Origin of the sequence: Streptomyces melanogenes (assembly GCF_014649795.1) — a bacterium.
Lineage (GTDB): Bacteria > Actinomycetota > Actinomycetes > Streptomycetales > Streptomycetaceae > Streptomyces > Streptomyces noboritoensis.
Map to the genome: position 1 here is coordinate 292,878 of NZ_BMTS01000013.1, position 20,761 is coordinate 313,638.

A 20,761-nucleotide genomic window follows, 5' to 3' on the forward strand; every position below is an offset into this window, starting at 1 on the left:
CCCACGAGAGGCCCGGGCCTCACCGACCCGGCTGAACGGGCGGGCGGGGTGGGGCAGGCCCCGGCCCGCCGCAGGCGGGCGCACCACCCACGGGCGCGGTGGACGCCGACGGTGGTGAGCCGACCGCCAGAGGCCCGGGCCCTACCAACCCCGCCGAAGGGGCGGGCGGGTGGGCCTGGCTAGCGGGGGGACGCGATCGCGCGGGCCGCGCGGACCTCCTGGCGGAGGGGGGCCAGAACGCTGTCCTCCGAGCCAGTCAGAGACGCCCGTACCTCCACGAGCGTGGACGAGGCGCGGAGCCCGTCCGCCAGGGCCCGCAGTTCCCGGGCGACCTCGGCCACTTCAGAGGGCGCCGGCGCCAACGCCCCATGATTCACCCGCACCCGCGCGGCCGTCGCCGCGTCAACGATCCGCTCCACCGCCACCACCAGCGGCCACCACGCCGCCGCCCGCGCCCCCGTCGGCGGCGGCTCGGTCAGCGCCCGCTGGAACTCGGACCGGACCACCGACAGGTCCCGGTAGATCCGACGCCGCCGCCGCACCCGTTCGGCCTGGTCCGGCCCCGCGGAAGCGAACGCGCACTCCACATACCCCGCCGCCTCCCCCACCGCGTCCGCCAGCCGGTCCCCGATCCGCGTGTGCCAGCTCTCCGGCCACAGCAGGTAGCCCGCCACCAGCGAGATCCCGCAGCCGATCAGGCTGTCCCACAGGCGCGGCAGCACCAGCGCGAAGCCCTGGTGGTTCAGGACGTCCGAAAGCAACAGGATCACCGGTGTGATCGCCGCCGTCTGGAAGGCGTACCCCTTCGCCGAGAACGCCGGGATCAGGGCGGCAAGGACCACCATCACCGGCACGTCCCACCACCCCCGCGGCACCTCCGCGAGCACCGCCGCCGCCGTCACCAGCCCCACCGCCGTGCCCAGCGCCCGCAGCACCGCCCGCGAGAACACCGACCCGAAGTCCGGCTTCAGGACGAACGTGACGGTCAGCGCCACCCAGTACGAGCGCGGCACCGCCACCAGCGACACCAGCGCCTGCGCGAGCCCGATGCAGAGCGCGAGCCGCAGCCCGTACCGCCAGGACGCCTGCGAGAACAGCACGTTGCGCGCGCCCCGCCGCAGCCGGATCCGCAGTGCCGCCGGGCGTCCGAGCCGGTCGTCGACGTTGTACGGGTCGGGGTCCGGCTTGTGCACCACCGCCGCCGCGTGCCGCAGCGCCGCGTCCACCGCCCGCTCCGACGGCTTGCCCGGCTCCGGCAGCGCCAGGTCCGGCACCGGTCCCGTCCGCGCCTGTTCGACCGCCGTCGCCAACTCCCGTACGGCAGCGGGGATCTCGGCGGGCAGCGGACGGCCGCGCAGGTGTGCCGCCGGGGCCGCCTCGACCAGCGGGATCACCACGTTCAGCTGCGCGAGCAGCCGGACCAGCGGGCTGCGCCGTCCGTGGTCGCGGGTGCGGCGCGCGAGCACCAGGTCGTACGCCGTGTTGAGCGACTGCGTGACCGCCTGCCGCTTGGCGTCGTACGCCGGTGTGCCCGCCGCTTCGAGCAGCTCGGCCACGGAACGGTAGGTCGCGGCGACGGCCGCCCGCTCCGGGACCCGGTTGCGCAGCGGCCAGCCGAGCAGGGTGAGCAGGAGGACGAACAGGCCGCCGAGGGTGAGCAGCAGCGGCGCCTTCCACCACGGCGACGGCATCGGCAGGCCCGCCCCGACCACGGCGTTCAGCAGGAGCAGCAGGCCGGAGACGGAGGCGACCGCGCCGATGGACGAGATCATTCCGGAGACCAGCGCCACCAGAGTGAGGGCGATGACGGCCAGCCAGCCGTCGCCGTACACCAGGGTGCCCAGCGTGACGCCGATCGCGCCGAAGAGCTGCGGTACGGCGATGTTGAAGACCCGCATGCGGTACGCGTCGGCCGTGTCGCCGATGACGCCCGACAGGGCGCCCATCGACACGAGTGCGCCGTACGTGGGCTGGTCGGTGGCGAAGCCGACGGCGAGGGGGGCCGCGAGGGCGACGCCGGCGCGGGCGACCGCGGGCCACACGATCGGTGTGCTCTGCGGGCGCAGCCCGCTGACCAGCCACTGCGGCGGCGCGAGCCGCACCCGTCCCCGGTCGCCCGGATCCTTGTCCACATCGAGCTGTGCACCCATGGGATCAGTATGCGATCACGGCGAATGAGACCTTTTGGGCGGGTCTCACGAGACAATGGATCTTGCCCGGACTTTGTCTGCGCGACCAGCCCACCACCGGCCCGCAGATGACTGTTCGACCGTCGGAATCTTTATCCACACCCTGTGGACAAAGATTCCCACCGCGCCCACGGCCTACGGCACAAACAACGTCTTCCCCCGAGCCCCACCCACCCGGTTCCTCTCCAACGCCTCCGGCACCTTCTCCAACGGATACTCCGCGTCCACCGGAAGATGCACCTCCCCCGCCACCGCCGCCGCGGCCAACGCGTCCAGCAACGCGCCCGTCGCCGTGAGCCGGAAGTTCACGCCCTTCCCGGGCGGGGCCGCGCCCCGGGTGCTCAGGGCGGCGCCGCCGGGGCGCATCAGGGACGCGTACGCGGCGAAGGACTCCGGGTCGGGCGAGACGAGGTCGACCACCGCGTCCACCCCACCCGGCACCGCCCGCCCGCACGCCTCCCGTACCGACTCCTCCGTGGAGTCGATCGCCAGCACCGCGCCCAGCGCCCGCATCCGCTCCCGTTCGTCGCCCCGCACCACCGCCACGACCCGCAGGTCCCGCGCCGCCGCCAGTTGGGTCAGCGCGCTGCCGACCCCGCCCGCCGCGCCCACCAGGAGCAACGAGTCGCCCGGTTCCAGGGCCACGCCGGTGCGCAGGATCTGGAGCGCGGTCATCCCGGCCGTGGGCAGCGCGGCGGCCGCCCGCAGCGTGAGCCCGTCCGGCACGCCGGCGATCGTCGAGTCGTGCGGCATCGTCACGTACTCGGCGTACGTTCCGGTGCCCACCGGCGGCCGCCCCGCCTGCCCGTACACGGCGTCGCCCACCACGAACCGGTTCTCGCCGGGCCCGACCACGTCCACGCGTCCGGCGAAGTCCAGGCCCAGGACCAGCGGGAAGGCGTGCGGGGCCCGGCCGTCGAGGAGGCCGTCGGCGACCTGCCAGTCGAACGGGTTGAGGGCGGCGTAGTCGATCTTCACCAGGACCTCGCCGGGTCCGGGCGTCGGCTTGGGGACGTGGACGACCTCCGGCGTGGCCCCGAAGGCCTGGACCGCGACAGCGCGCATACGCGTACGACCTCCTGCTCGGCCCCCCTGCCCCGGGCTCCCGGACGGTCCGATCCTCACCCAGGAGAGCCCCGCCCGCACCCCGGGGACGCGTCCGTTCGCCCTAGCCCTCGAACAGTTCGAGGTCCACCATCAGCGCCCGGTGGTCGGTCCCGCGCAAGCCCAGGAACCGCACCGACCGGACCGTGAAGTCGTCGCCGCTGACCAGTACATGGTCGATCTGGGTACGGAACGGCGTGGTGCGGTCGGCGGGCCAGGAGTACGTACGCGACTTGCCCGCGAGCCGGGCGCTGTCGTGCAGCGCGCCCGCCTTCAGGACCGACCGGAAGGCCGCGTGGTCCTGGGTGGCGTTGAAGTCCCCGGCCACGATCACCGCCTCCCCCTTCGCCGCCGCCACGAAGCCCCGCACCCGCCCCAGCTCCCGCCGCCACGCGCCCTCCCGCCCCGGCAGCGGGGGCTCGGGATGGGCGAGTTGGAGGCGTACGTCCCGGCCCGCGACCCGCGCCACCGCACCCGGCATGGCCATCGCGGACGGGATCGTGGGGGCGTCCGTGAGCGGGTACTTGCTGAGGATCGCGGACCCGGCCGAGCCGTCCTCGCGTACGACGTTCCGGTACGGGTAGTCCGCCTTCGCCACCCGCTGCTCCAGCGCGTCCGCGCAGACGAACGCGCACTCCTCGACGAACACGAAGTCCGGCTTCTCGCGGCCGATCGCCGCGATCAAGTCGTCCGTCGCCCAGCCGAATTCGGTGTTGGAGGTGAGGACGCGCAGCTGGCCGAGGGGGCGGCCGTGCGGACGGGTGATCTCGGCGCCGTACGGCTGGGTGTACCAGCCGGTCACCGCCAGCACGACGAGCGCCCACGCCATCCCGAGCCGCCACCGCCCGAACGCGGCCAGGGCGAGCCCGGCGCCGCCCGGCACCAGCAGCCACGGCAGGAAGGCGAGCAGCTGCGGCACGGGCGTCACCCCGTCGGAGTCCGCGGCCCGGCACCCGACGACCGCGCTGACCCCGGCGAGCACGAGTCCGCCCAGGACCGCACTGGCCCGGCGCCACGGGTGACCCCGCTCCCCGGGCGGCCCCGCCGCCGCGTCCGTGGCGGGCCAGGGCGGTGCGGTGCCAAGGGCGTCCAAGGGACCCTCCCGGTCGACGGTTCGGGTTCGACAGGCCGTTCCGTCCCCAAGTATCCGCCGGTGCGGGTGTTCAGCCCGTCAGATGGGCGCGCAGGGCCGCGTTGAACTCGGCGGGCCGCTCCAGATTGGGCAGATGCGCCGCCGACTCCACGACCACGAGCGTGGATTCGGGCACCGCCGCGTGCATCGCCTCGGCGTCCGCGACCGGCGTGTACGTGTCGTCGCGCCCCACCACGACCAGGGTGGGGACGGTGACGGTGGTGAGCAGCTCGCGGTAGTCGGGCCGCTCGGCGCGCCCGCGCAGCGCGGCGGCGGCGCCCTCGGGGTCGGTGGCGGTCATCATCCGGTACACGTGCGCCTTCACCTCCGCGTCCGCGTACGGCGCCACCATCTTCTCCAGCACCTCGTCCGCGTACGGCTTCATGCCCTCCCGTACGAGCCGGTCGGCCATCTCGCGGCGGGCGGTGCGCCCGGCCGGGGTCTCGGCGGCGGGGAAGGTGTCGGCGAGGACGAGCGAGCTGATCCGCTCCGGGAAGAGGCGGTAGCACTCCATGACGATCTGGCCGCCCATGGAGAGCCCGCCGAGCGCGAAGCGCGCGAGGCCGAGCCGGTCGGCGAGCGCGCGGACGTCCTCGGCGAAGTCCGACAGGAGGGTGGTGCCGGGGGTGACGGGCGCGCCGCCGTAGCCGCGCAGATCGGGGACGACGACGCGGTGCGTCCGCGCGAACTCCTCGACCTGGGGGTCCCACATCGTGCGGTCGAAGGGATGGCCGTGGACCAGGAGCAGGGCGTCGCCCGTGCCCCGGTCGGTGTAGGTGGTGGGCATGCCTGGAGGCTAGGCGGGCCCAACTGGTCGGTGCAATAAGATCTTTGCTCTCGGTGCAATGTTCTGGAGGCGCGGAATGGACTACCGGCGGCTGGCGGACGGGGTGGCGAAGGCGATAGCCGACGGGCGGCTGCTCCCCGGCGACCGGCTGCCGCCCCAGCGGACGTTCGCGCGCCGCCATCGGGTGGCGGTCTCGACGGCGATCCGGGCGTACGGGGAGCTGGTGCGGCGGGGGCTGGTGGTGGGGGAGGTCGGGCGCGGCACGTTCGTCCGGGCGGCGCCGCCGCACCCCGGGTCCGTGCTCGCGGAGGACAGCGGCCGCACGCCCGTGAACCTGGAGCTCAACTACCCCGTGGCGGACGGCCAGTCGGAGCTGATGGCACGCGGGCTCACGGCCCTGACCCGCCCGGACGTCCTCCTGGAGGCCACCCGCCCGGCGGCGGCGGACGGCACCCCCGCCGCACGGGCGGCGGCGGCCCGGGTGCTGGCCCGTCCCGGCTGGAGCCCGGCCCCGGACGGCCTGCTGTTCGCGGCCAACGGCCGCGCGGCGATCGCGGCGGCGCTGTCGGCGCTGGTACGGCCCGGGGGCCGGGTCGGGGTGGAGGAGCTGACGTATCCGCTGGTCAAGGCCGTGGCGGAGCGGCTGGGGAGCACGCTGGTGCCGATCGGGACGGACGGGTCGGGCCTGCTGCCGTCGGCGCTCGCGGCGGCGCACCGGCGTACGCCGCTGAGCGCGGTGTACGTACAGCCGACGCTGCACAACCCGCTGTCGCTGACGATGCCGGGCGGGAGGCGGGAGGAACTGGCGGTGGTTCTGCGGGAGTTGGGGTTGGCGGCGGTGGAGGACACGACGTGGGCGTTCCTCGCCGGGCCTGATACTCCCGCGCCGCTGGCGGCGTACGCCCCCGAGCGGACGCTGCTCGTGGACAGCCTGTCGAAGCGGCTGGCGCCGGGCCTGACGGTGGGGTTCCTGAGCGTTCCCGAGGCGTACGGGGAGGGGGTCGCGCGGGCGCTGCGGTCCGGGGCGTGGACGGCGGGCCGGTTCAACCTGGAGGCGGCGGTGCGGTGGGTGGAGGACGGGACGGTGGAGGCGGTGACGGCGGCGAAGCGGGCGGAGGCGGGTGCGCGGCAGGCGCTGGTGACGAGGCACCTGGGGGCTTTCACTGTCCGGGTCGACCCGTGCTCGTACTACTGCTGGTGGGAGCTGCCGTCGCCGTGGCGGGCGGAGACGTTCGTGGCGGCGGCCGCGGCGGAGCTGGGGATCGCGGTGACGCCGGGGTCGGCGTTCGCGGTGGGTACGGGGTCGGCACCGGACGCGGTGAGGGTGGGGTTGGCTTCGCCGTCGCGGGGGGTGCTGGACGCTGCGCTTGAGCGGCTGGCGGGGCTGGCGGTACGGGGTGGGTGAGCCGGGGTCGGGCGGCTGCCCGCTTCACGGAGTGCGTCGCCTTTCGTCTGCGGGCCGGTGGAGGCTGGTCGCGCAGTTCCCCGCGCCCCTGAAGATGCCGCTGTGCGTCATGGTGGGTCCGGTGTCGCCGCCACGGGTGCGGCCTGGCGCGGTGTCTCGTCGGGTGGGGGAGTTCGCCGTACGCGGAGGGTCAGCCAGGTCGTGAGGGCCAGGGCGAGACCGGCGGCGGTGGCGGCCCAGGCGGCGGTGCGCAGGGCGTCGGTGAGGGTGTCGTAGACCGCTGCGGCGGTGGTGGGGTCGGCGTGGGGCGGGAGGTCGGCGAGGGTCAGGACGCGGCCCAGGGCGACCAGTGCGCGCAGCCCGAGCCCGCCCGCGGCGATGCCGAGGCCGGCGGCGGTGACGGAGGAGCGCACGGGTCCAGCCAACCCCGGGTTGCCGGGTGGGGCGCGCGGGTGTGGGCTGTATGGGGGAAGTGGAAGGAGTTGCGCCATGTCCGCACACGCAGCGATGCCGGCGCCGTCACGGCCCGGCCCCCTGTCCGCCCGCCTCGGCCTGCCCGTGGCATTGATCGCCCTGCCGGTGGTCATCGGCGTCTTCTACGGCTTCTGGGCCGCGTCCATCAACCGCCGGGGCGGCGAGGTCACCGGCGGCAACATCGCGCTCGGCCTGGTCTCCGGTGCGGTGATCGCTGCGCTCGGCCTGGGCCTGCTGATGATCCAGGGCCGCTTGCCCCGGGAGCTGCGGGCGCTGGCGTTCGGAACGTTGTTCGGGGCGGGGACGGGGTTCCTGTATGCCCAGTCGGGCGAGAGTGTGTTCGGGGCGTCGATGATGGGGGCGCTGCTGGGTGGGGGCATGGCGGCGGCATCGTTCTACGTGTTCTACACACGCGAGTAGCCCGTGCGGCGGGGTCGGTGAGGCCCGGGCCTCTCGTGCCTGGCCCCCGCTTCGCGGAGTGAGTCGTTCTTCGTCTGCGGCCCGGTGGGGGCTGGTCGCGCAGTTCCCCGCGCCCCTAAATGCGCCCCTTCGGGCCGCCCAGGGGATTGCCGCGCAGCGGCATCTAAGGGGCGCGGGGAACTGCGCGAGCAACCCGCCACCGGCCCGCAGACGAACCCGTACCCTGGACGGACCCCACCCAGAAGAGGACCCGTGGACGAAGACACCGAAAAGGCCAAGGAACGCGGCATCGCCCTCCGCGCCGGGTTCTACATCTTCGGCACCCACCTCTTCGCCGGATTCGTCTGGCTGCTCTTCTACGTCGGCGATCACGCCCACAAGTGACGGAAGTCCCAGCCACACCGGACCCCGCCCCGTTACACTCACCCCCATGACTTCCGCCGTGCACCGTGTCAGCAATCTCCGCTGGTGGCGCTCCTCCTAAGGAGCGGCCACGACACCTGCACGCCAGCGAGGGCCGTTCGAAACGGACGGCCCTTTCGCATGCCCAGCCCTCTGGGGCGTGGCCGTCCCCGACGACCCGCCACCCACCCAGAGAGGCACCCCAAAATGACCCGCATCCTCACCGGCGACCGCCCCACCGGCCCCCTCCACCTCGGGCACTACTTCGGCACCCTCCAGAACCGCGTCCGCCTCCAGGACGACGGCATGGACGTGCTGCTCGTCATCCCGGACTATCAGGTCATCACCGACCGCGACATCGCCGAGGACCTCCTCGGGCACACCCACGGGCTCGTCCTCGACTACCTCGCCGCCGGCATCGACCCCGCCCGCGCCACCGTCTTCACGCACAGCGCCGTCCCCGCCCTCAACCAGCTCCTCCTCCCCTTCCTCAGCCTCGTCTCCGTCGCCGAGCTCGGCCGCAACCCCACCGTCAAGGACGAGATCGCGCACTCGCGCCAATCCGCCGTCAGCGGGCTGATGTTCACGTACCCGGTCCACCAGGCCGCCGACATCCTGTTCTGCAAGGCCGACGTCGTCCCCGTCGGCCAGGACCAGGTCCCCCACCTCGAACTCACCCGTACGATCGCCCGCCGCTTCAACGACCGCTACGGGCCCGTCTTCCCCGAGCCCGAGGCCCTGCTCTCCGCCGCGCCCCTGCTCCTCGGTACGGACGGGACGAAGATGAGCAAGTCCCGCTCCAACTCCGTCCCCCTCTCCGCCACCGCCGACGAGACCGCCGCCCTCATCCGCCGCGCCACCACCGACGCGGACCGCCACATCACGTACGACCCCACCAACCGCCCCGGCGTCTCCGGCCTCGTCCAGCTCGCCGCCCTCTGCCAGGACCGCGACCCGCACGACGTCGCCGCCGACATCGGCGACGGCGGCGCCGCCGTGCTCAAGCGGCACGTCACCGACGCCGTCAACACCTACCTCGCGCCGATGCGGGCCCGCCGCGCGGAGTACGCGCAGGACCTCTCGTACGTACGAGAAGTCCTGCACGAGGGCAACAAACGCGCCAACGCCATCGCCGAGGCCACCCTCGACGAGGTGCGCACCGCCATGGGCGGCTTCCGCTAGCCCCCGCCCCCGCCCCCGCGCCGCACATCGCACTCGAACCACACCGTCTTCCCGCCCCACGTGTGCGGCAGCACCCCCCACCGGTCCGTCACCGCCGCCACGATCATCAACCCCCGCCCGGACTCGGCGAGTTCGTCGATACGGGCGGGGGCCTGCGGCAGCTTCGCGCAGTCGTCCGTCAGCTCGACGCGCACTCCGGACGGCCTGGCCAGTATCAGGACGTGGCAGTGGCGGCCGGGCACATGGCGTACGACGTTGGCCGTCAGCTCGGTCAGCGCGAGTTCGGCCGCGTCCGCGACCGCCGTCATCGACCAGTTGACGAGATACCAGCGCAGGATCCGGCGCAGATGCCGGGCCGAGTGGTCGCCCACGGTGATGTTCATGCCGTAGCGACCCCCAACTTGCGCCTCGTAAGGGTGAGTTGCGTGATTCACGCCACCACAGTGCGGCGATCTGGTTACGGTCGGTAGGGGCAGAAAAATCTGTCCATCGCGTGTGGTTGGGGGTGACCCGTCATCATGGTCAACATCCGAGACCTCGATCCCAGCGCCTCCCCGCTGGACTATTACGGTTCCGAGCTGCGCCGCAAGCGCGAGTCCGCCGGAATGACCCAGGAACAGCTCGGAAGCTGCATCTTCTGCGCCGCGTCGTTGATCGGCCAGATCGAGACGGCCCGGAAGGTCCCGACCCGGGACATCTCCGAGCGCCTGGACGCCGCCCTCCTCACGGAGGGGTTCTTCGGGCGGTTGGTCGGGCTGGTCCTGCGGAGCCAGCTGCCGTCGTGGTTCCAGCAGTACGCCGAGATGGAGGCCAGGGCTGCCTACATCTCCACCTTCCAGGCCCAGTTGGTGTACGGGCTGCTCCAGACCGAGGACTATGCCCGTGCGGTGCTGGGCGTACGGGACGAGGGCGACATCGACGCGCGTGTCGAGGCCCGCATGGAGCGCCAGCGGATCCTGGACCGCGAGACCCCGCCGCTGACCTGGGTGGTCATGAGCGAGGCGGTCCTCCATCAGGAGATCGGCGGCCGCAAGGTCATGCGGGAGCAGCTTGAGCACCTGCTGCACCTGCACAGCCAGCGGGACTGGGTGAAGATGCAGGTCCTGCCCTTCGGGGCTGGTTCGCATGCGGGGCTAATGGGATCCTTCAACATCCTGCGCTTCGAGGACGACCCTGACCTCGTCTACACCGAGGACTTCGTCCAGGGCCACATGACGGCCAACTCGCGCGCTATCAGGGAGGGTTCGCTCCGTTACGATCACTTGCAGGCCGCCGCTCTGTCCGTGGAGGATTCGACGGCACTGATCGCCCGCGTAATGGAGGAACGGTATGGGGACCAACCAGAACCTGACGGACGTCCTGTGGCGTAAGTCGTCCTACAGCGGCGACACGGGCGGCGACTGCGTCGAGTGCGCGCCCCTCGGGGCTGCTGAGTGGCGTACGTCTTCGTACAGCGCCGACACCGGCGGCGAATGCGTCGAAATCGCCACCCAACCCCACCGCATCGCCGTCCGCGACTCCAAGAACCCGGACGGCGGGGCCTTCATCGTCGGCCCCGCCGCCTTCAGTGCCTTCGTGCGCAGCCTCTGAGGGTCAGAGCAGCGGGCCCGTGACCGGCAGCACCAGCTGGCACGGGATCGGGCGGGGGTGTGCCGGGTCGAGCGCGTTCAGTACGTGCGTGAGCGCGATCGGGTCGTAGGAGATCTCCGTGTGGTCCGTGCCGTCCAGGACGCACTGGTCCTGCACCGTGATGTTGGTGACGTTCGGTCCGGCGGGCAGGAACGTATGGGTGTACGGGGTCGTGACCTCGTCGAACTTCGTCGCGATGTTCGTGTAGGTCACGCCCGGCACCGTACCGCCGCCCGCGTTCAGCGCCTTGACGAAGTCCGAGCCGATCTCCTGCTGGACGCAGGCGGGGCAGGCCGGGCCGACGACGAACTCGTTGGCGGGCGCGAGGAGATGGAGCACCCGGCCGAACTCGGTCAGGCCGGACAGCGTGGTGCCCTGGTTCGGCGTGCCCAGGGAGACCAGCTTGCCGACCTTGGCCGCGCCGCCGAGGTTGTTGAGGTAGTACCGCGTGACCAGGCCGCCCTGGGAGTGGGCGACGACGTCGACCTTCGGCGCGCCCGTCGCGGCCCGCACCTTGTCGACGAAGGCGGCCATCGTGGCCGCGCCGTCCTCGATCTTCCCCATGCCCTGGAGCGGTGAAGTGGGCGTCTTTCCGCCGTAGTTGAAGGTGAAGACGCAGTAGCCGTTGTTGGCGAGCAGCGGCGCGGCTCCGCGCCAGTTGAGGTTCATGTTCTCGGCCGTGCCGTGCGCCAGGACCACCGGGGTGGGGTGGTCCGTGGAGCGGCAGGACCAGTCGTTGGCGCCCGGCGGCGCCTCGGTGGGTTTGAGGAGACCGGCGAGGAACCCGATGCTGTAGTGGGTCTCCACCGGGAGGTTCGCGGTCGCGGCGGCCGTGCCGGTATCGGCGGCCTTGGCCGGAACCGTGCTCAGCGCCATGAGCCCCGCGGCGGCGAGTGCGGCACTCACGCAGGCGCGGGAAATTCGGGAGAATCTCATATCCAGTACCGTCCCTTGTTCTGGAATTCGACCAGGCGAAAGTACGGGCGGATTCCGGCTGCGGGCAACGGATCTCAGGCGCAGTCCGTCAGGTCCGCAGAGATATGCCAGAGATTTGTCCACGGGCTGCGGAAACTTGTCACATGCGTGAGCGTATCCCGGTGTGACGGGCGGTAACGTGCCGACAACCTGGCATGTCACGGCCATTGACTGGTGAGTAACAAGCGCCGATAATCGCAGCCATGGCCGGGCCATGGGCAGCTCTGCCGAGCACTCTCGCCGCGGAGCTGCGAAAAGAACAGCGCTCCACTGCGGCTGAAGTCATCCGGCAGATAAGACAGCACGTACCGGAATTCTCCCGACCGCTGGACGGAAATTTCGGATACGGAATACAGCGCGGGGTGGAAACCGCGCTGGCCGAATTCGCGGACCTGGTGGAGGGCGGCGCGGCCCCGGCCGCCGAGCGCGGCGAGGACCGGTGGCGGGTCTACTGGGTGCTGGGGCGCGGCGAGTTCGCGGAGGGCCGCAGCCTGGACGCGCTCCAGGCCGCGTACCGGCTCGGGGCGCGCGTCGCCTGGCGGCGGTACGCGCGGGCGGCGCGGCGGGCCGGGATGGGCGCCGACCAGGTGGTGCTGCTCGCGGAGGCGGTGTTCGCGCACATCGACGAGATCTCGGCCGTCTCGGTGCGCGGCTACGCCGAGGCGCAGGCCGACAAGGCGGGCGCGCTGGGGCGGCGGCGCCACCATCTGCTGGGGCGGATCGTGTCCGGCTCGGACCCGTCCGCACTCGAACAGGCCGCGCTGGCGGCGGGTTGGACGCTGCCGGAGACTGTGGCGTGCGTCGCGCTCGGACCGCCCGCCGAGCGCGACCGCACGCACCGCAGGCTGCCCCCGGCGGTCCTCGCCGATCTGGACGGCCCCGATCCGTATCTGCTGGTCCCGGACCCGGCGACGGCCCTCGGGGACCTGTCCTTCGCCGGGGCGCTCGATGTGCGCGGGGCGGTCATCGGGCCGACCGTGCCGCTCGCCATGGCGGCGGACTCGCTGCGCTGGGCGCGCACGCTGCTCGCCCGGCTCGAACGGCCCGCCGGGATCGTCCGCTGCGAGGAGCGCCTTCCCGAGCTGCTGCTCCTCGGGGACCAGCCGCTGGTGCGGCTCTTCACCGACCGGCGCCTTCGCCCCCTGGACGACCTCACCCCCAAGCAGGCGACCCGGCTCGCCACCACGCTCCTGGTGTGGTTGCAGTCCCATCGGGGCAGTGCTCCCGAGGTGGCGGACCAGCTGGCGCTGCACCCGCAGACCGTACGCCAGCGGCTGCGCCGGATCGAGGAGCTCTTCGGGTCCGCCCTCGACGACCCGGACGCCCGCTTCGAGCTCGAAGTGGCCTTACGTTTCCGGTTGTTGGGTCCGGGGCCCGGCGTGTCCGAGGCGCGCCCGCCCGCGATGCCGTAACGTCGCGCGGTTGCTCCGCGCGACGGACGCTTCGCGCCCAGTGAAGGTAATTTATGCCCGTTTTTCTCCCCCATGTCACTCGCGTGGCGCAACGCCGAACCTCCCCTTAGCGTGAGGAAGGGCCGCGTATCCCCTCGTAAGGAGACGTATGCCATGGGTCGCCACACCAAGGACGCCGTCGAAGAGGGCAGGGCGGAGCGGATAGCCGCCGCTTCGGCACCGGAGGAGAGTGCCGCAGGGGCAACTGGTCCGGACGGGCTGCCACTGCGCGGCGGGGGCGCGGCCACGGCCGCAGCCGCCGCTGCCGGGCGCACCGGCCATCAGGGCGCCGCCCATGAACACCGCTGGCTGGTCCTCGCGGTCATCGGCGTCGCCCAGCTGATGGTGGTGCTGGACGCCACCATCGTGAACATCGCGCTGCCCTCCGCGCAGAGCGATCTCGGCTTCAGCGACGGCAACCGCCAGTGGATCGTCACCGCGTACGCCCTGGCCTTCGGCTCGTTGCTGCTGCTCGGCGGGCGCGTCGCCGACCTCGTGGGCCGCAAGGCGGTCTTCCTGACCGGCCTGATCGGCTTCGCGGTGGCCTCGGCCATCGGCGGCGCGGCGCCCAGCTTCACGGTCCTCGTGATCGCCCGCGCGCTCCAGGGCGTCTTCGGCGCGCTGCTCGCACCGGCCGCGCTGTCCCTGCTCACCACGACGTTCACCGACCCGCGGGAACGCGCCAAGGCCTTCGGGATCTACGGCGCCATCGCGGGCACGGGCGGCGCGGTGGGGCTGCTGCTCGGCGGCCTGCTCACCGAGTACCTCAACTGGCGCTGGTGCCTGTACGTGAACCTCATCTTCGCGGCGATCGCCTTCCTCGGCGCGCTTCGCCTGCTCCACCCGGGAGCCCCGGCCGACCGGCCGAAACTGGACATCCCCGGTACGGTGCTGGTCTCGGCGGGCCTGTTCTGCATCGTGTACGGCTTCTCCAACGCGGAGAAGCACGCGTGGAGTTCGGCGCAGACGTGGGGGTTCCTGGCGGCGGGCGGGGTCCTGCTGATCGCGTTCGTGCTGTGGCAACTGCGGGCCACACATCCGCTCCTGCCCCTACGGGTGGTCCTCGACCGGGACCGAGGAGCGTCCTTCCTCGCGATGTTCATCTCCGGTGCCGGGATGTTCGGCGTGTTCCTGTTCCTCACGTACTACCTGCAACAGGTCCTTCGCTACTCGCCCGTGAAGACCGGGCTCGCCTTCATCCCCATGGTCGTGGTCATGATCGCGTCGTCGGTGATCGCCCAGAACAACGTCGTCCCCAAGGTCGGCGCGAAGCCGATCGTGCCGTTGGGGATGGGGCTGGGGGCGGCGGGGCTGGTGTGGATGACGGCGCTGGATGTCGACAGCACGTATGCGGCGCATGTGCTGCCGCCGCTGCTCGTGCTGGGCGCGGGCATGGGCCTGATCTTCGCCCCGGCGATGAATTTGGCCACGGCCGGGGTTGCTGCGCATGACGCGGGTGTGGCGTCGGCGATGGTCAATACGAGTCAGCAGGTGGGTGGTTCTGTTGGCACGTCGCTCCTGAACACGCTGGCGACGAGTGCGGCGAGCAGCTATCTGGTGGGCAAGCAGGCCACGCCGCAGGTCTTGGCGAAGGCCCAACTGCACAGTTACGCGACGGCGTACTGGTGGTCGGCGGGATTCTTCGCGTTGGGGCTGCTGGTGACGGTGATCCTGTACCGGAAGGGGCCGCCGCATCCGCACCCGACGGAGGGCGGGGACGCGGGCCCGATCCACATGTGAGAGCCCCCACCCCACCCCTTCCCGAAACTCTCCGAGGGATGTCGTTCGTCCGCGGACCGTGGCGGGCTGGTCGCGCAGTTCCCCGCGCCCCTAAAAGCGGATTGCCGCGGAGCGGCATCTAAGGGGCGCGGGGAACTGCGCGACCGGTTGGGGACGGCCCGCAGACGGAGAACAAGCCACCGCGCAGCGGGACCGGTCTCAGACGAACAGGAATGCCGACGCCGTCGCCGCGCCCAGCGTCGCCCCCGCCACCGTCTGCCCCACCGTGTGGTAGCTCAGGGCGACACGGGACCAGCACACCGCCGCCGTCAGGGCGTACAGGAGCAGCCAAAGCGGCTCGTGCTGGGTTGCCGCGAGGAGTGCCGGAACCGCCGACGCCACCGACGCGTCCACCGAGATCTTCCAGACCGTGTTCACCGCGAGCAGCCCGACCGTCATCACCCACAACCCCAGCATCGCCGCGAGAATGCCGACAGGCGCGTCCCCGAGGACCATGACCAGGGAGCCCGTGCCGATCGAGCCGAGGATGACGAAGAAGATCGGCGCCCGCTTCGTACGGTCGACGACATGGCGGTCGCCCCACGTCCCGCGCCCCCGCTCCCACTCGATGTACCCCGCCGGGATCAGCCCCGCGCACAGCGCGCCGAGGAACCCCCACAGCAGCCCGGTCCAGTCGCCCGCCGCCGCGACCCCGATGCCGAGCATGCCGACCAGGAGGCAGTTGCGGGGCTGGAGGACGTTGGTGACGGCGAGGGCGACGGGACGGCGGGCGGGGTCGTCGAGCCCGGACGTGCGGCTTTCGATCGTGCGGGTCACGCGGAGGTCTCCCGGGCTCGGGTCGACGCCAGGACCTCGCGGGCCCGGTCGTACGGAATCGTCTTGTACGCGGCAGCCACCCGCACCAGCCAGGCGACCTCGCCGTCCTGGTCCGTGGCGTGCTGCGGCTCGATGACGGCGGCCCGCCCCGCCACCGCCCCGTCCGCCTTCGCGGCGAGCGCGGCCTTGATCCAGTGCGCATCGGCGAGCGGGCCCGCGGCTTCGGGTCCGGCCGCCCGCTTCGCCGCCTCCAGCAGCTCGTCCGGCACGTAATGCCGCAGCTTCTCCACCGCGTCCGCGATGTCCGCGGCCCACCGGTCGATCCGCAGGTCGGCCGGGGTGTCGAAGCGCGTCAGCTCCCGCAGCAGCGGCGCCGGCGGCTCGAACGGCTGGTCCGGGAAGGCCGTCATCAGCTCGTACCAGAGCGGGTGCAGCCGCGCCTGCGCCCGCCACAGCCGCACCCGGCGCCACCCCTTGCTGAACGCGGGGATGGACGCGCCGAGCGCGAAGAACGCGAACAGCACGATCTGCGAGGCCTCGGTGACCTCGTCGAAGTGCAGCGCGAACGACTTGCTCGGCTGGTCGACCACGCTCACCCACAGGAACAGCGTCCGGCTGAGCGTGTAGGCCACGCCGATGAACATGGCGAACGTCATCATGCCGAGCCCGAGGCGCAGATGCCGCACCCGCGCGTTCCCGGTGGCCAGCGCCCACTGGTACGCGCAGACGGCCGAGGACGCGCCCAAGTACAGGTAGAACACGCTCATGTAGAGCGTCGCGCCCCACTGCCCCGCGTGGTCCGAGACGAACCGGTCGGAGGGGACGGCACGGTCCACGACCGTGAAGAACAGCACCGTCAGCAGGACCAGCGTGGCCGCGGACGCCTTGGCGGCGACCCGCTGCACGGTCCGCGCGAACCGCACGTGCCCAGGGATCGCGCCCTCGTCCGGGAAGTGGCCGTAGATCGCCACGATGTAGCTGAGGATCGCCAGGATGGCGATGGTGGCGGTGTAGTGCTTGATGAGGACGGCGAGGTCGGTGACCTCACTGTCGTTCAGTGTGATCCGTACGAACTTGGTCTTGGTCCACAGGGCGACGGCGAACCCGGCGTAACAGCCCCACAGGGCGCGTCGGCGCCTGTCCTCCTCGTCGCCCCACAGGGCGGCGGGCATGCGCCACAGGGCGACGGCGGTCATCAGCGCGGCTATGAGATAGCCGGCGAGGTCGAGCGGAGTCATCGGGGGGATTCCTCGGGGCAGGAACGGGGACGGGTTTTCGGCGGCCTTGGGTGGAGGCCGCGGGATTCGGTCTCTGCGGATTCAGTCTCTGCGGAACGGGTTGAGGCCCCGGCGGCGGTGGGCGACCGGCCGGGAGAGCGAGTTGGCGAGCCGTCCGACCATGTCGTCGCTGGTCACGTCCCTGGCCATCCGGGGGATGAGGGAGGCCCCGAACTCGGCCACGCGCTCGTCGTGGGTGTCGTACTGCGCGCGCGCCTGCACGGTGGCGCCGGAGCCGACGACGCGCTGGATGAGCGAGGGGTCGAACATCGGCAGCAGCGCCCCCAGCTGGTCGGCGTCCAGGCTGGTGCCGTGGTCGAACCACTCGTGGCACAGCTCGTGGAGGATGACGTGCTGGGTCTGGTAGTCGGTGGGGCGCTTGCGGTAGAGGACGAAGCTGGTGTTCCCGGCCTTGAGCCGGAGCCCGCAGGCGGCGTTGACCCGCGCCAGCCGGTCGGGCAGCTCCCGCAGCACGAGGGTGCGGCCGCGGGCCGCCTCCATGTTCGCGACCAGGCCCTCGATGCTGAACGGGGCGGGGATCGGCAGGTCGGCGAGCCCGGCCTCGCACTCCCTCCGCAGCTCGCGCATGGACATGGAAGCCTCTGGGTCCCTCGGGGCGTAGTCACGCGTGCGTGCGTATGGACATGCGATCGATCGGCGCATCTTAACGAACGCGGGTGAATACGGGGGGTGCGGCGAGACGAGCCCGGGCCGCCGCTACGACTCGGAGCGGCTGTCGCTGTCCTTCTTCTCTTCGAGAAGGGACAGGGCGAACTGGAGGAGCTCGGCGGAGAGCCCGTCGTCGTCGAGCCCGCGCCCCGCGATGCCGCTGATCTCGCCCGTACGCCGCTTGGCGAGGAACTGGAGTCCGGCCACGACGTCGTCGACGACCTCGGACTCCTCCTTGAAGAACCGCCAGTCGACCCCGAAGCCGAGCCCGAGCGCCTTGAGGATGTCCTCGGAGGGGTGGGTGACCTTGCCCGCGAGGATGTTGGAGAAGTAGCTGTGGGAGAGGTGCCCGCCGCGCTCCTTCACCAGGTCGGAGAACGCGCGCCCCGAGACGTTCTCGCCGGGAAAGGTCTTCTCGACCATGTAGGCGACCTTCTGCTGAAGCGTGGTCAGCTCAGGAGTGTCTTCCATCGGATCCCCCACCCCGTCTGGTCAGAACTGGGCTTGCACAGATACTCTACGCCACTGTTAACTCGAAAAAACACGGGCAGGGGGCCACGAGGGGAGTCCCTTGCCCGTGTGAAGGCCCCGCTGTGCCCGAAACCGGGCAGAGCGGGTGTTTCGGCATGCCTGTACATAGATGTAGCCCTTCGCGACGGGGGATGCACGAAGGGCTACCCATACATTATGACACCGAGTCAGGCGCCAGGAACAGTCGCCCCGCCGATAGCGCATGCGTACGTGTGTACGCAGCCGCCCACCTCCGGTGCCGGATCGCGCCGATAGCAGATGCACAGCCGCCCGGTCGCGGCGAGGGTGCAACGGGCGTACGGGCCAGGTGGGTTGGGCATGGCCCGGGAAACGTAAACTGGGGCGAATGAGTACCCCCGCACAGGAGACGACAGCGCGGCAGAGCGGCCCGGCGTCCCCTGCCCGTCTGGTCCGGGAATTCCACACCACCTTCGGCCTGGACGCCCGGACGACCCCCACGGAGATCCCCCCGGACGTGGCCGCCCACCGCCGCGACCTGCTGGTCGAGGAGGCGGCCGAGGCGGCGGAGGTCGCGGTCGAGGGCCCGCTCGACCACCTGGCCCACGAGCTGGCGGACGTCGTGTACGTGGCGTACGGCACGGCCCTGGTCCACGGCATCGACCTGGACGCGGTCATCGCGGAGATCCACCGGGCCAACATGACCAAACTGGGCTCCGACGGCCGTCCGCTGCTGCGCGCCGACGGCAAGGTCCTCAAGGGGGAGAACTACCGCAAGCCGGATGTCTCGGCGGTGCTGCGCGAGCAGGGCTGGGAGGCCGGGGACAGGGCCTGAGCCCACCGGCCGCGCGTCCCCGCCACGGGGGCGGACCTCCCGGAGGATGGGCGGATGACCGTCTCCGTGGCGCTGTTCACCGCCGATCTGCGGCTGCACGACAACCCCGTGCTGCACGCGGCCGTACGCGAGGCCGAGCGGGTCGTGCCGCTGTTCGTGTACGACGACGGGGTGCGCGCGGCGGGCTTCGACGCGCCCAACCGGCGGGCCTTCCTCGCGGACTGCCTCGCCGATCTGGACGCCGGGCTGCGGGCGCGCGGCGGACGCCTCGTGGTGCGCTCCGGCGACGTGGTGGAGCGGGTGCGCGCCGTGGTGGCCGAGACGGGCGCGGAGCGGGTGCACGTGGCGGGCGGGCCGAGCCGGTACGCCGTGCGGCGCGAGGCGGCGCTGCGGGAGGCGCTGGGGCGCGCCCTGGTGGTGCACGACGCGGTGGTGACGGCGCTCGCCCCCGGCGCGGTGACCCCGGCGGGCGCCGACCACTACGCCGTGTTCACCCCGTACTTCCGGCGCTGGAGCGCGACGGGCGTACGGGAAGTGGTGCCGGTCCCTCGCCAGGTGCGGGTCCCCGAGGTTGACTCCGAGCCGCTGCGGCCGCGCGCCGAGGTCACCGGGACCTCGCCGGGCCTGGCCGAGGGCGGCGAGACGGCGGGCCGCGAGCGGCTGCGGGCCTGGCTGAGGGACGGGATCGCCGGGTACGAGTCGGGCCACGACGACCTCGCCGGCGACGCCACCTCCCGGCTGTCGCCCTTCCTCCACTTCGGCGCCCTGTCGGCGGCCGAACTGGTGCACCTGGCCCGGCGCGAGGGCTCCCCGGGCGCCGACGCGTTCGTACGGCAGCTGGCCTGGCGCGACTTCCACCACCAGGTCCTCGCGGCCCGCCCCGACGCGGCGAGCGCCGACTACCGCGACCGGGGCGACCGCTGGCGCCACGACGAACGCGAGCTCGCCGCCTGGCGGGCGGGCCGCACCGGCTACCCCCTGGTCGACGCGGCGATGCGACAGCTCGCCCACGAGGGCTGGATGCACAACCGGGGCCGGATGCTGGCGGCGAGCTTCCTCACCAAGACGCTCTACGCCGACTGGCGACTGGGCGCCCGCCACTTCCTCGACCTGCTGGTCGACGGGGACATCGCCAACAACCAGTTGAACTGGCAATGGGTGGCCGGAACAGGGAACGACACCCGCCCGAACCGCATCCTCAATCCTGTGACCCAGGGCAAACGCCTGGACCGGCGCGGCACGTACGTACGCCGCTGGGTCCCGGAACTGGCGGAGGTGCCGGACCGCTTCCTCCACGAACCGTGGAAGCTCCCCACCGCGGAACTGTCCGCCACCGGGTACCCCGGGCCGGTGGTGGAGCTGGGGGAGGGGCGGGAGCGGTTCGAGCGGGGGCGGGGCACGGCATAAGCCGCGTCCGGGGCAAAGGGATAAAAGATCTTGGGAATTAATTCCAAGATCAGGTAAAACATCCCGCCGAGGAAACGTGCGACAACCACGGAATGAGAATCTTGTGAGAATTCTGTGGATTGTCATATCATTCGCGAGCGCGCCGACGCCTCCCTGACCAGTGGGCTGTCCGGCCGCGGATTCACTGGACCCAGGGGGAACACCTTCATGCCCGATACGGCTCGCCATGCGCTCATACCCTCGCCTCGCACCGAGCCGAGAGCGCCTGCCGAAACGACCCGTCACGGGCGGCTGTACGCACTGGACGGCCTGCGGCTGCTCGCCGCGCTGACCGTGGTGCTCTACCACTACATGGCGCGCGGCGGCGGCTGGCACGGC

At 72.0% G+C, this 20,761-nt stretch carries 21 protein-coding genes; 10 read left to right on the forward strand and 11 right to left on the reverse strand.

Annotated features, from left to right (window positions below; all coding sequences use genetic code 11):
• Window positions 1-179 precede the first annotated feature (179 nt).
• The 4 genes from IE252_RS27460 to IE252_RS27475 form a co-directional block, all read right to left on the reverse strand.
• The gene (locus IE252_RS27460; protein WP_190092125.1) at window positions 180-2,150 is read right to left on the reverse strand and encodes an FUSC family protein; all 1,971 of its coding nucleotides are present in this window, start codon (window positions 2,148-2,150) and stop codon (window positions 180-182) included.
• A 174-nt stretch (window positions 2,151-2,324) separates the two neighbouring features.
• Window positions 2,325-3,254, reverse strand: a complete 930-nt coding sequence (locus IE252_RS27465; protein ID WP_190092126.1) for an NADP-dependent oxidoreductase — start codon at window positions 3,252-3,254, stop codon at window positions 2,325-2,327.
• Window positions 3,255-3,357: 103 nt separating this feature from the next.
• Window positions 3,358-4,386 (reverse strand): endonuclease/exonuclease/phosphatase family protein, encoded by a 1,029-nt coding sequence (locus tag IE252_RS27470; RefSeq protein WP_190092127.1) that lies wholly within the window; start codon window positions 4,384-4,386, stop codon window positions 3,358-3,360.
• A 70-nt stretch (window positions 4,387-4,456) separates the two neighbouring features.
• Entirely contained in the window at window positions 4,457-5,212 is a 756-nt protein-coding gene (locus tag IE252_RS27475; protein WP_190092128.1) for an alpha/beta fold hydrolase, read from the reverse strand.
• 76 nt (window positions 5,213-5,288) lie between these two features.
• On the opposite strand from IE252_RS27475, the gene IE252_RS27480 reads away from it, so the two are divergent.
• The gene (locus IE252_RS27480; RefSeq protein WP_190092129.1) at window positions 5,289-6,617 is read left to right on the forward strand and encodes an aminotransferase-like domain-containing protein; all 1,329 of its coding nucleotides are present in this window, start codon (window positions 5,289-5,291) and stop codon (window positions 6,615-6,617) included.
• 107 nt (window positions 6,618-6,724) lie between these two features.
• Here IE252_RS27480 and IE252_RS27485 read toward each other — a convergent pair whose 3' ends face one another.
• Entirely contained in the window at window positions 6,725-7,030 is a 306-nt protein-coding gene (locus IE252_RS27485; RefSeq protein ID WP_190092130.1) for a hypothetical protein, read from the reverse strand.
• 76 nt (window positions 7,031-7,106) lie between these two features.
• On the opposite strand from IE252_RS27485, the gene IE252_RS27490 reads away from it, so the two are divergent.
• From IE252_RS27490 to trpS, 3 genes are all read left to right on the forward strand, one after another.
• Complete coding sequence (locus IE252_RS27490; RefSeq protein ID WP_190092131.1) at window positions 7,107-7,511, forward strand: hypothetical protein; 405 nt, start codon at window positions 7,107-7,109, stop codon at window positions 7,509-7,511.
• Window positions 7,512-7,763: 252 nt separating this feature from the next.
• Window positions 7,764-7,895, forward strand: a complete 132-nt coding sequence (locus tag IE252_RS43430; RefSeq protein ID WP_229848815.1) for a DUF6126 family protein — start codon at window positions 7,764-7,766, stop codon at window positions 7,893-7,895.
• A gap of 159 nt (window positions 7,896-8,054) precedes the next feature.
• Entirely contained in the window at window positions 8,055-9,095 is a 1,041-nt protein-coding gene (gene trpS / locus IE252_RS27495; protein ID WP_190092132.1) for a tryptophan--tRNA ligase, read from the forward strand.
• Here trpS and IE252_RS27500 read toward each other — a convergent pair.
• The gene (locus tag IE252_RS27500; RefSeq protein ID WP_190092133.1) at window positions 9,092-9,478 is read right to left on the reverse strand and encodes an ATP-binding protein; all 387 of its coding nucleotides are present in this window, start codon (window positions 9,476-9,478) and stop codon (window positions 9,092-9,094) included. The two genes, trpS and IE252_RS27500, sit on opposite strands and share 4 nt — an antisense overlap.
• A 135-nt stretch (window positions 9,479-9,613) precedes the next feature.
• Between IE252_RS27500 and IE252_RS27505 the strand changes: the two genes are divergently transcribed.
• Together IE252_RS27505 and IE252_RS27510 are read left to right on the forward strand one after the other, a co-directional pair.
• A complete protein-coding gene (locus IE252_RS27505) occupies window positions 9,614-10,465 on the forward strand; it encodes a helix-turn-helix domain-containing protein (RefSeq protein WP_190092134.1) in 852 nt (283 codons plus the stop codon).
• Entirely contained in the window at window positions 10,425-10,685 is a 261-nt protein-coding gene (locus tag IE252_RS27510; RefSeq protein WP_190092135.1) for a DUF397 domain-containing protein, read from the forward strand. Before IE252_RS27505 ends, IE252_RS27510 begins: the two co-directional genes overlap by 41 nt.
• A gap of 3 nt (window positions 10,686-10,688) precedes the next feature.
• Here IE252_RS27510 and IE252_RS27515 read toward each other — a convergent pair whose 3' ends face one another.
• Entirely contained in the window at window positions 10,689-11,630 is a 942-nt protein-coding gene (locus IE252_RS27515; protein WP_229848817.1) for an esterase/lipase family protein, read from the reverse strand.
• A gap of 272 nt (window positions 11,631-11,902) precedes the next feature.
• Between IE252_RS27515 and IE252_RS27520 the strand changes: the two genes are divergently transcribed.
• A complete protein-coding gene (locus tag IE252_RS27520) occupies window positions 11,903-13,111 on the forward strand; it encodes a PucR family transcriptional regulator (protein ID WP_190092137.1) in 1,209 nt (402 codons plus the stop codon).
• 153 nt (window positions 13,112-13,264) lie between these two features.
• Window positions 13,265-14,890 (forward strand): DHA2 family efflux MFS transporter permease subunit, encoded by a 1,626-nt coding sequence (locus IE252_RS27525; protein ID WP_229848819.1) that lies wholly within the window; start codon window positions 13,265-13,267, stop codon window positions 14,888-14,890.
• A 198-nt stretch (window positions 14,891-15,088) separates the two neighbouring features.
• On the opposite strand, the gene IE252_RS27530 is transcribed toward IE252_RS27525, so the two are convergent.
• The 4 genes from IE252_RS27530 to IE252_RS27545 all read right to left on the reverse strand — a co-directional run bounded on the left by IE252_RS27530 (window position 15,089) and on the right by IE252_RS27545 (window position 18,123).
• Complete coding sequence (locus tag IE252_RS27530; RefSeq protein ID WP_373298622.1) at window positions 15,089-15,706, reverse strand: hypothetical protein; 618 nt, start codon at window positions 15,704-15,706, stop codon at window positions 15,089-15,091.
• On the reverse strand, window positions 15,703-16,944 hold the full coding sequence (locus tag IE252_RS27535) for an MAB_1171c family putative transporter (RefSeq protein ID WP_190092138.1): 1,242 nt from the start codon (window positions 16,942-16,944) through the stop codon (window positions 15,703-15,705). Before IE252_RS27535 ends, IE252_RS27530 begins: the two co-directional genes overlap by 4 nt.
• Window positions 16,945-17,025: 81 nt before the next feature.
• Window positions 17,026-17,577 carry a toxin gene (locus IE252_RS27540; RefSeq protein ID WP_190092139.1) on the reverse strand — a complete coding sequence of 184 codons (552 nt, stop codon included), beginning with the start codon at window positions 17,575-17,577 and terminating at the stop codon, window positions 17,026-17,028.
• Between the two features lie 123 nt (window positions 17,578-17,700).
• Window positions 17,701-18,123 carry a hypothetical protein gene (locus tag IE252_RS27545; RefSeq protein WP_190092140.1) on the reverse strand — a complete coding sequence of 141 codons (423 nt, stop codon included), beginning with the start codon at window positions 18,121-18,123 and terminating at the stop codon, window positions 17,701-17,703.
• Window positions 18,124-18,529: 406 nt separating this feature from the next.
• On the opposite strand from IE252_RS27545, the gene IE252_RS27550 reads away from it, so the two are divergent.
• Together IE252_RS27550 and IE252_RS27555 are read left to right on the forward strand one after the other, a co-directional pair.
• Window positions 18,530-18,976, forward strand: coding sequence for a pyrophosphohydrolase domain-containing protein (locus tag IE252_RS27550; RefSeq protein WP_190092141.1), 447 nt, complete (start codon window positions 18,530-18,532; stop codon window positions 18,974-18,976).
• Between the two features lie 54 nt (window positions 18,977-19,030).
• On the forward strand, window positions 19,031-20,383 hold the full coding sequence (locus tag IE252_RS27555) for a cryptochrome/photolyase family protein (RefSeq protein WP_190092142.1): 1,353 nt from the start codon (window positions 19,031-19,033) through the stop codon (window positions 20,381-20,383).
• The last annotated feature ends 378 nt before the right edge of the window (window positions 20,384-20,761 follow it).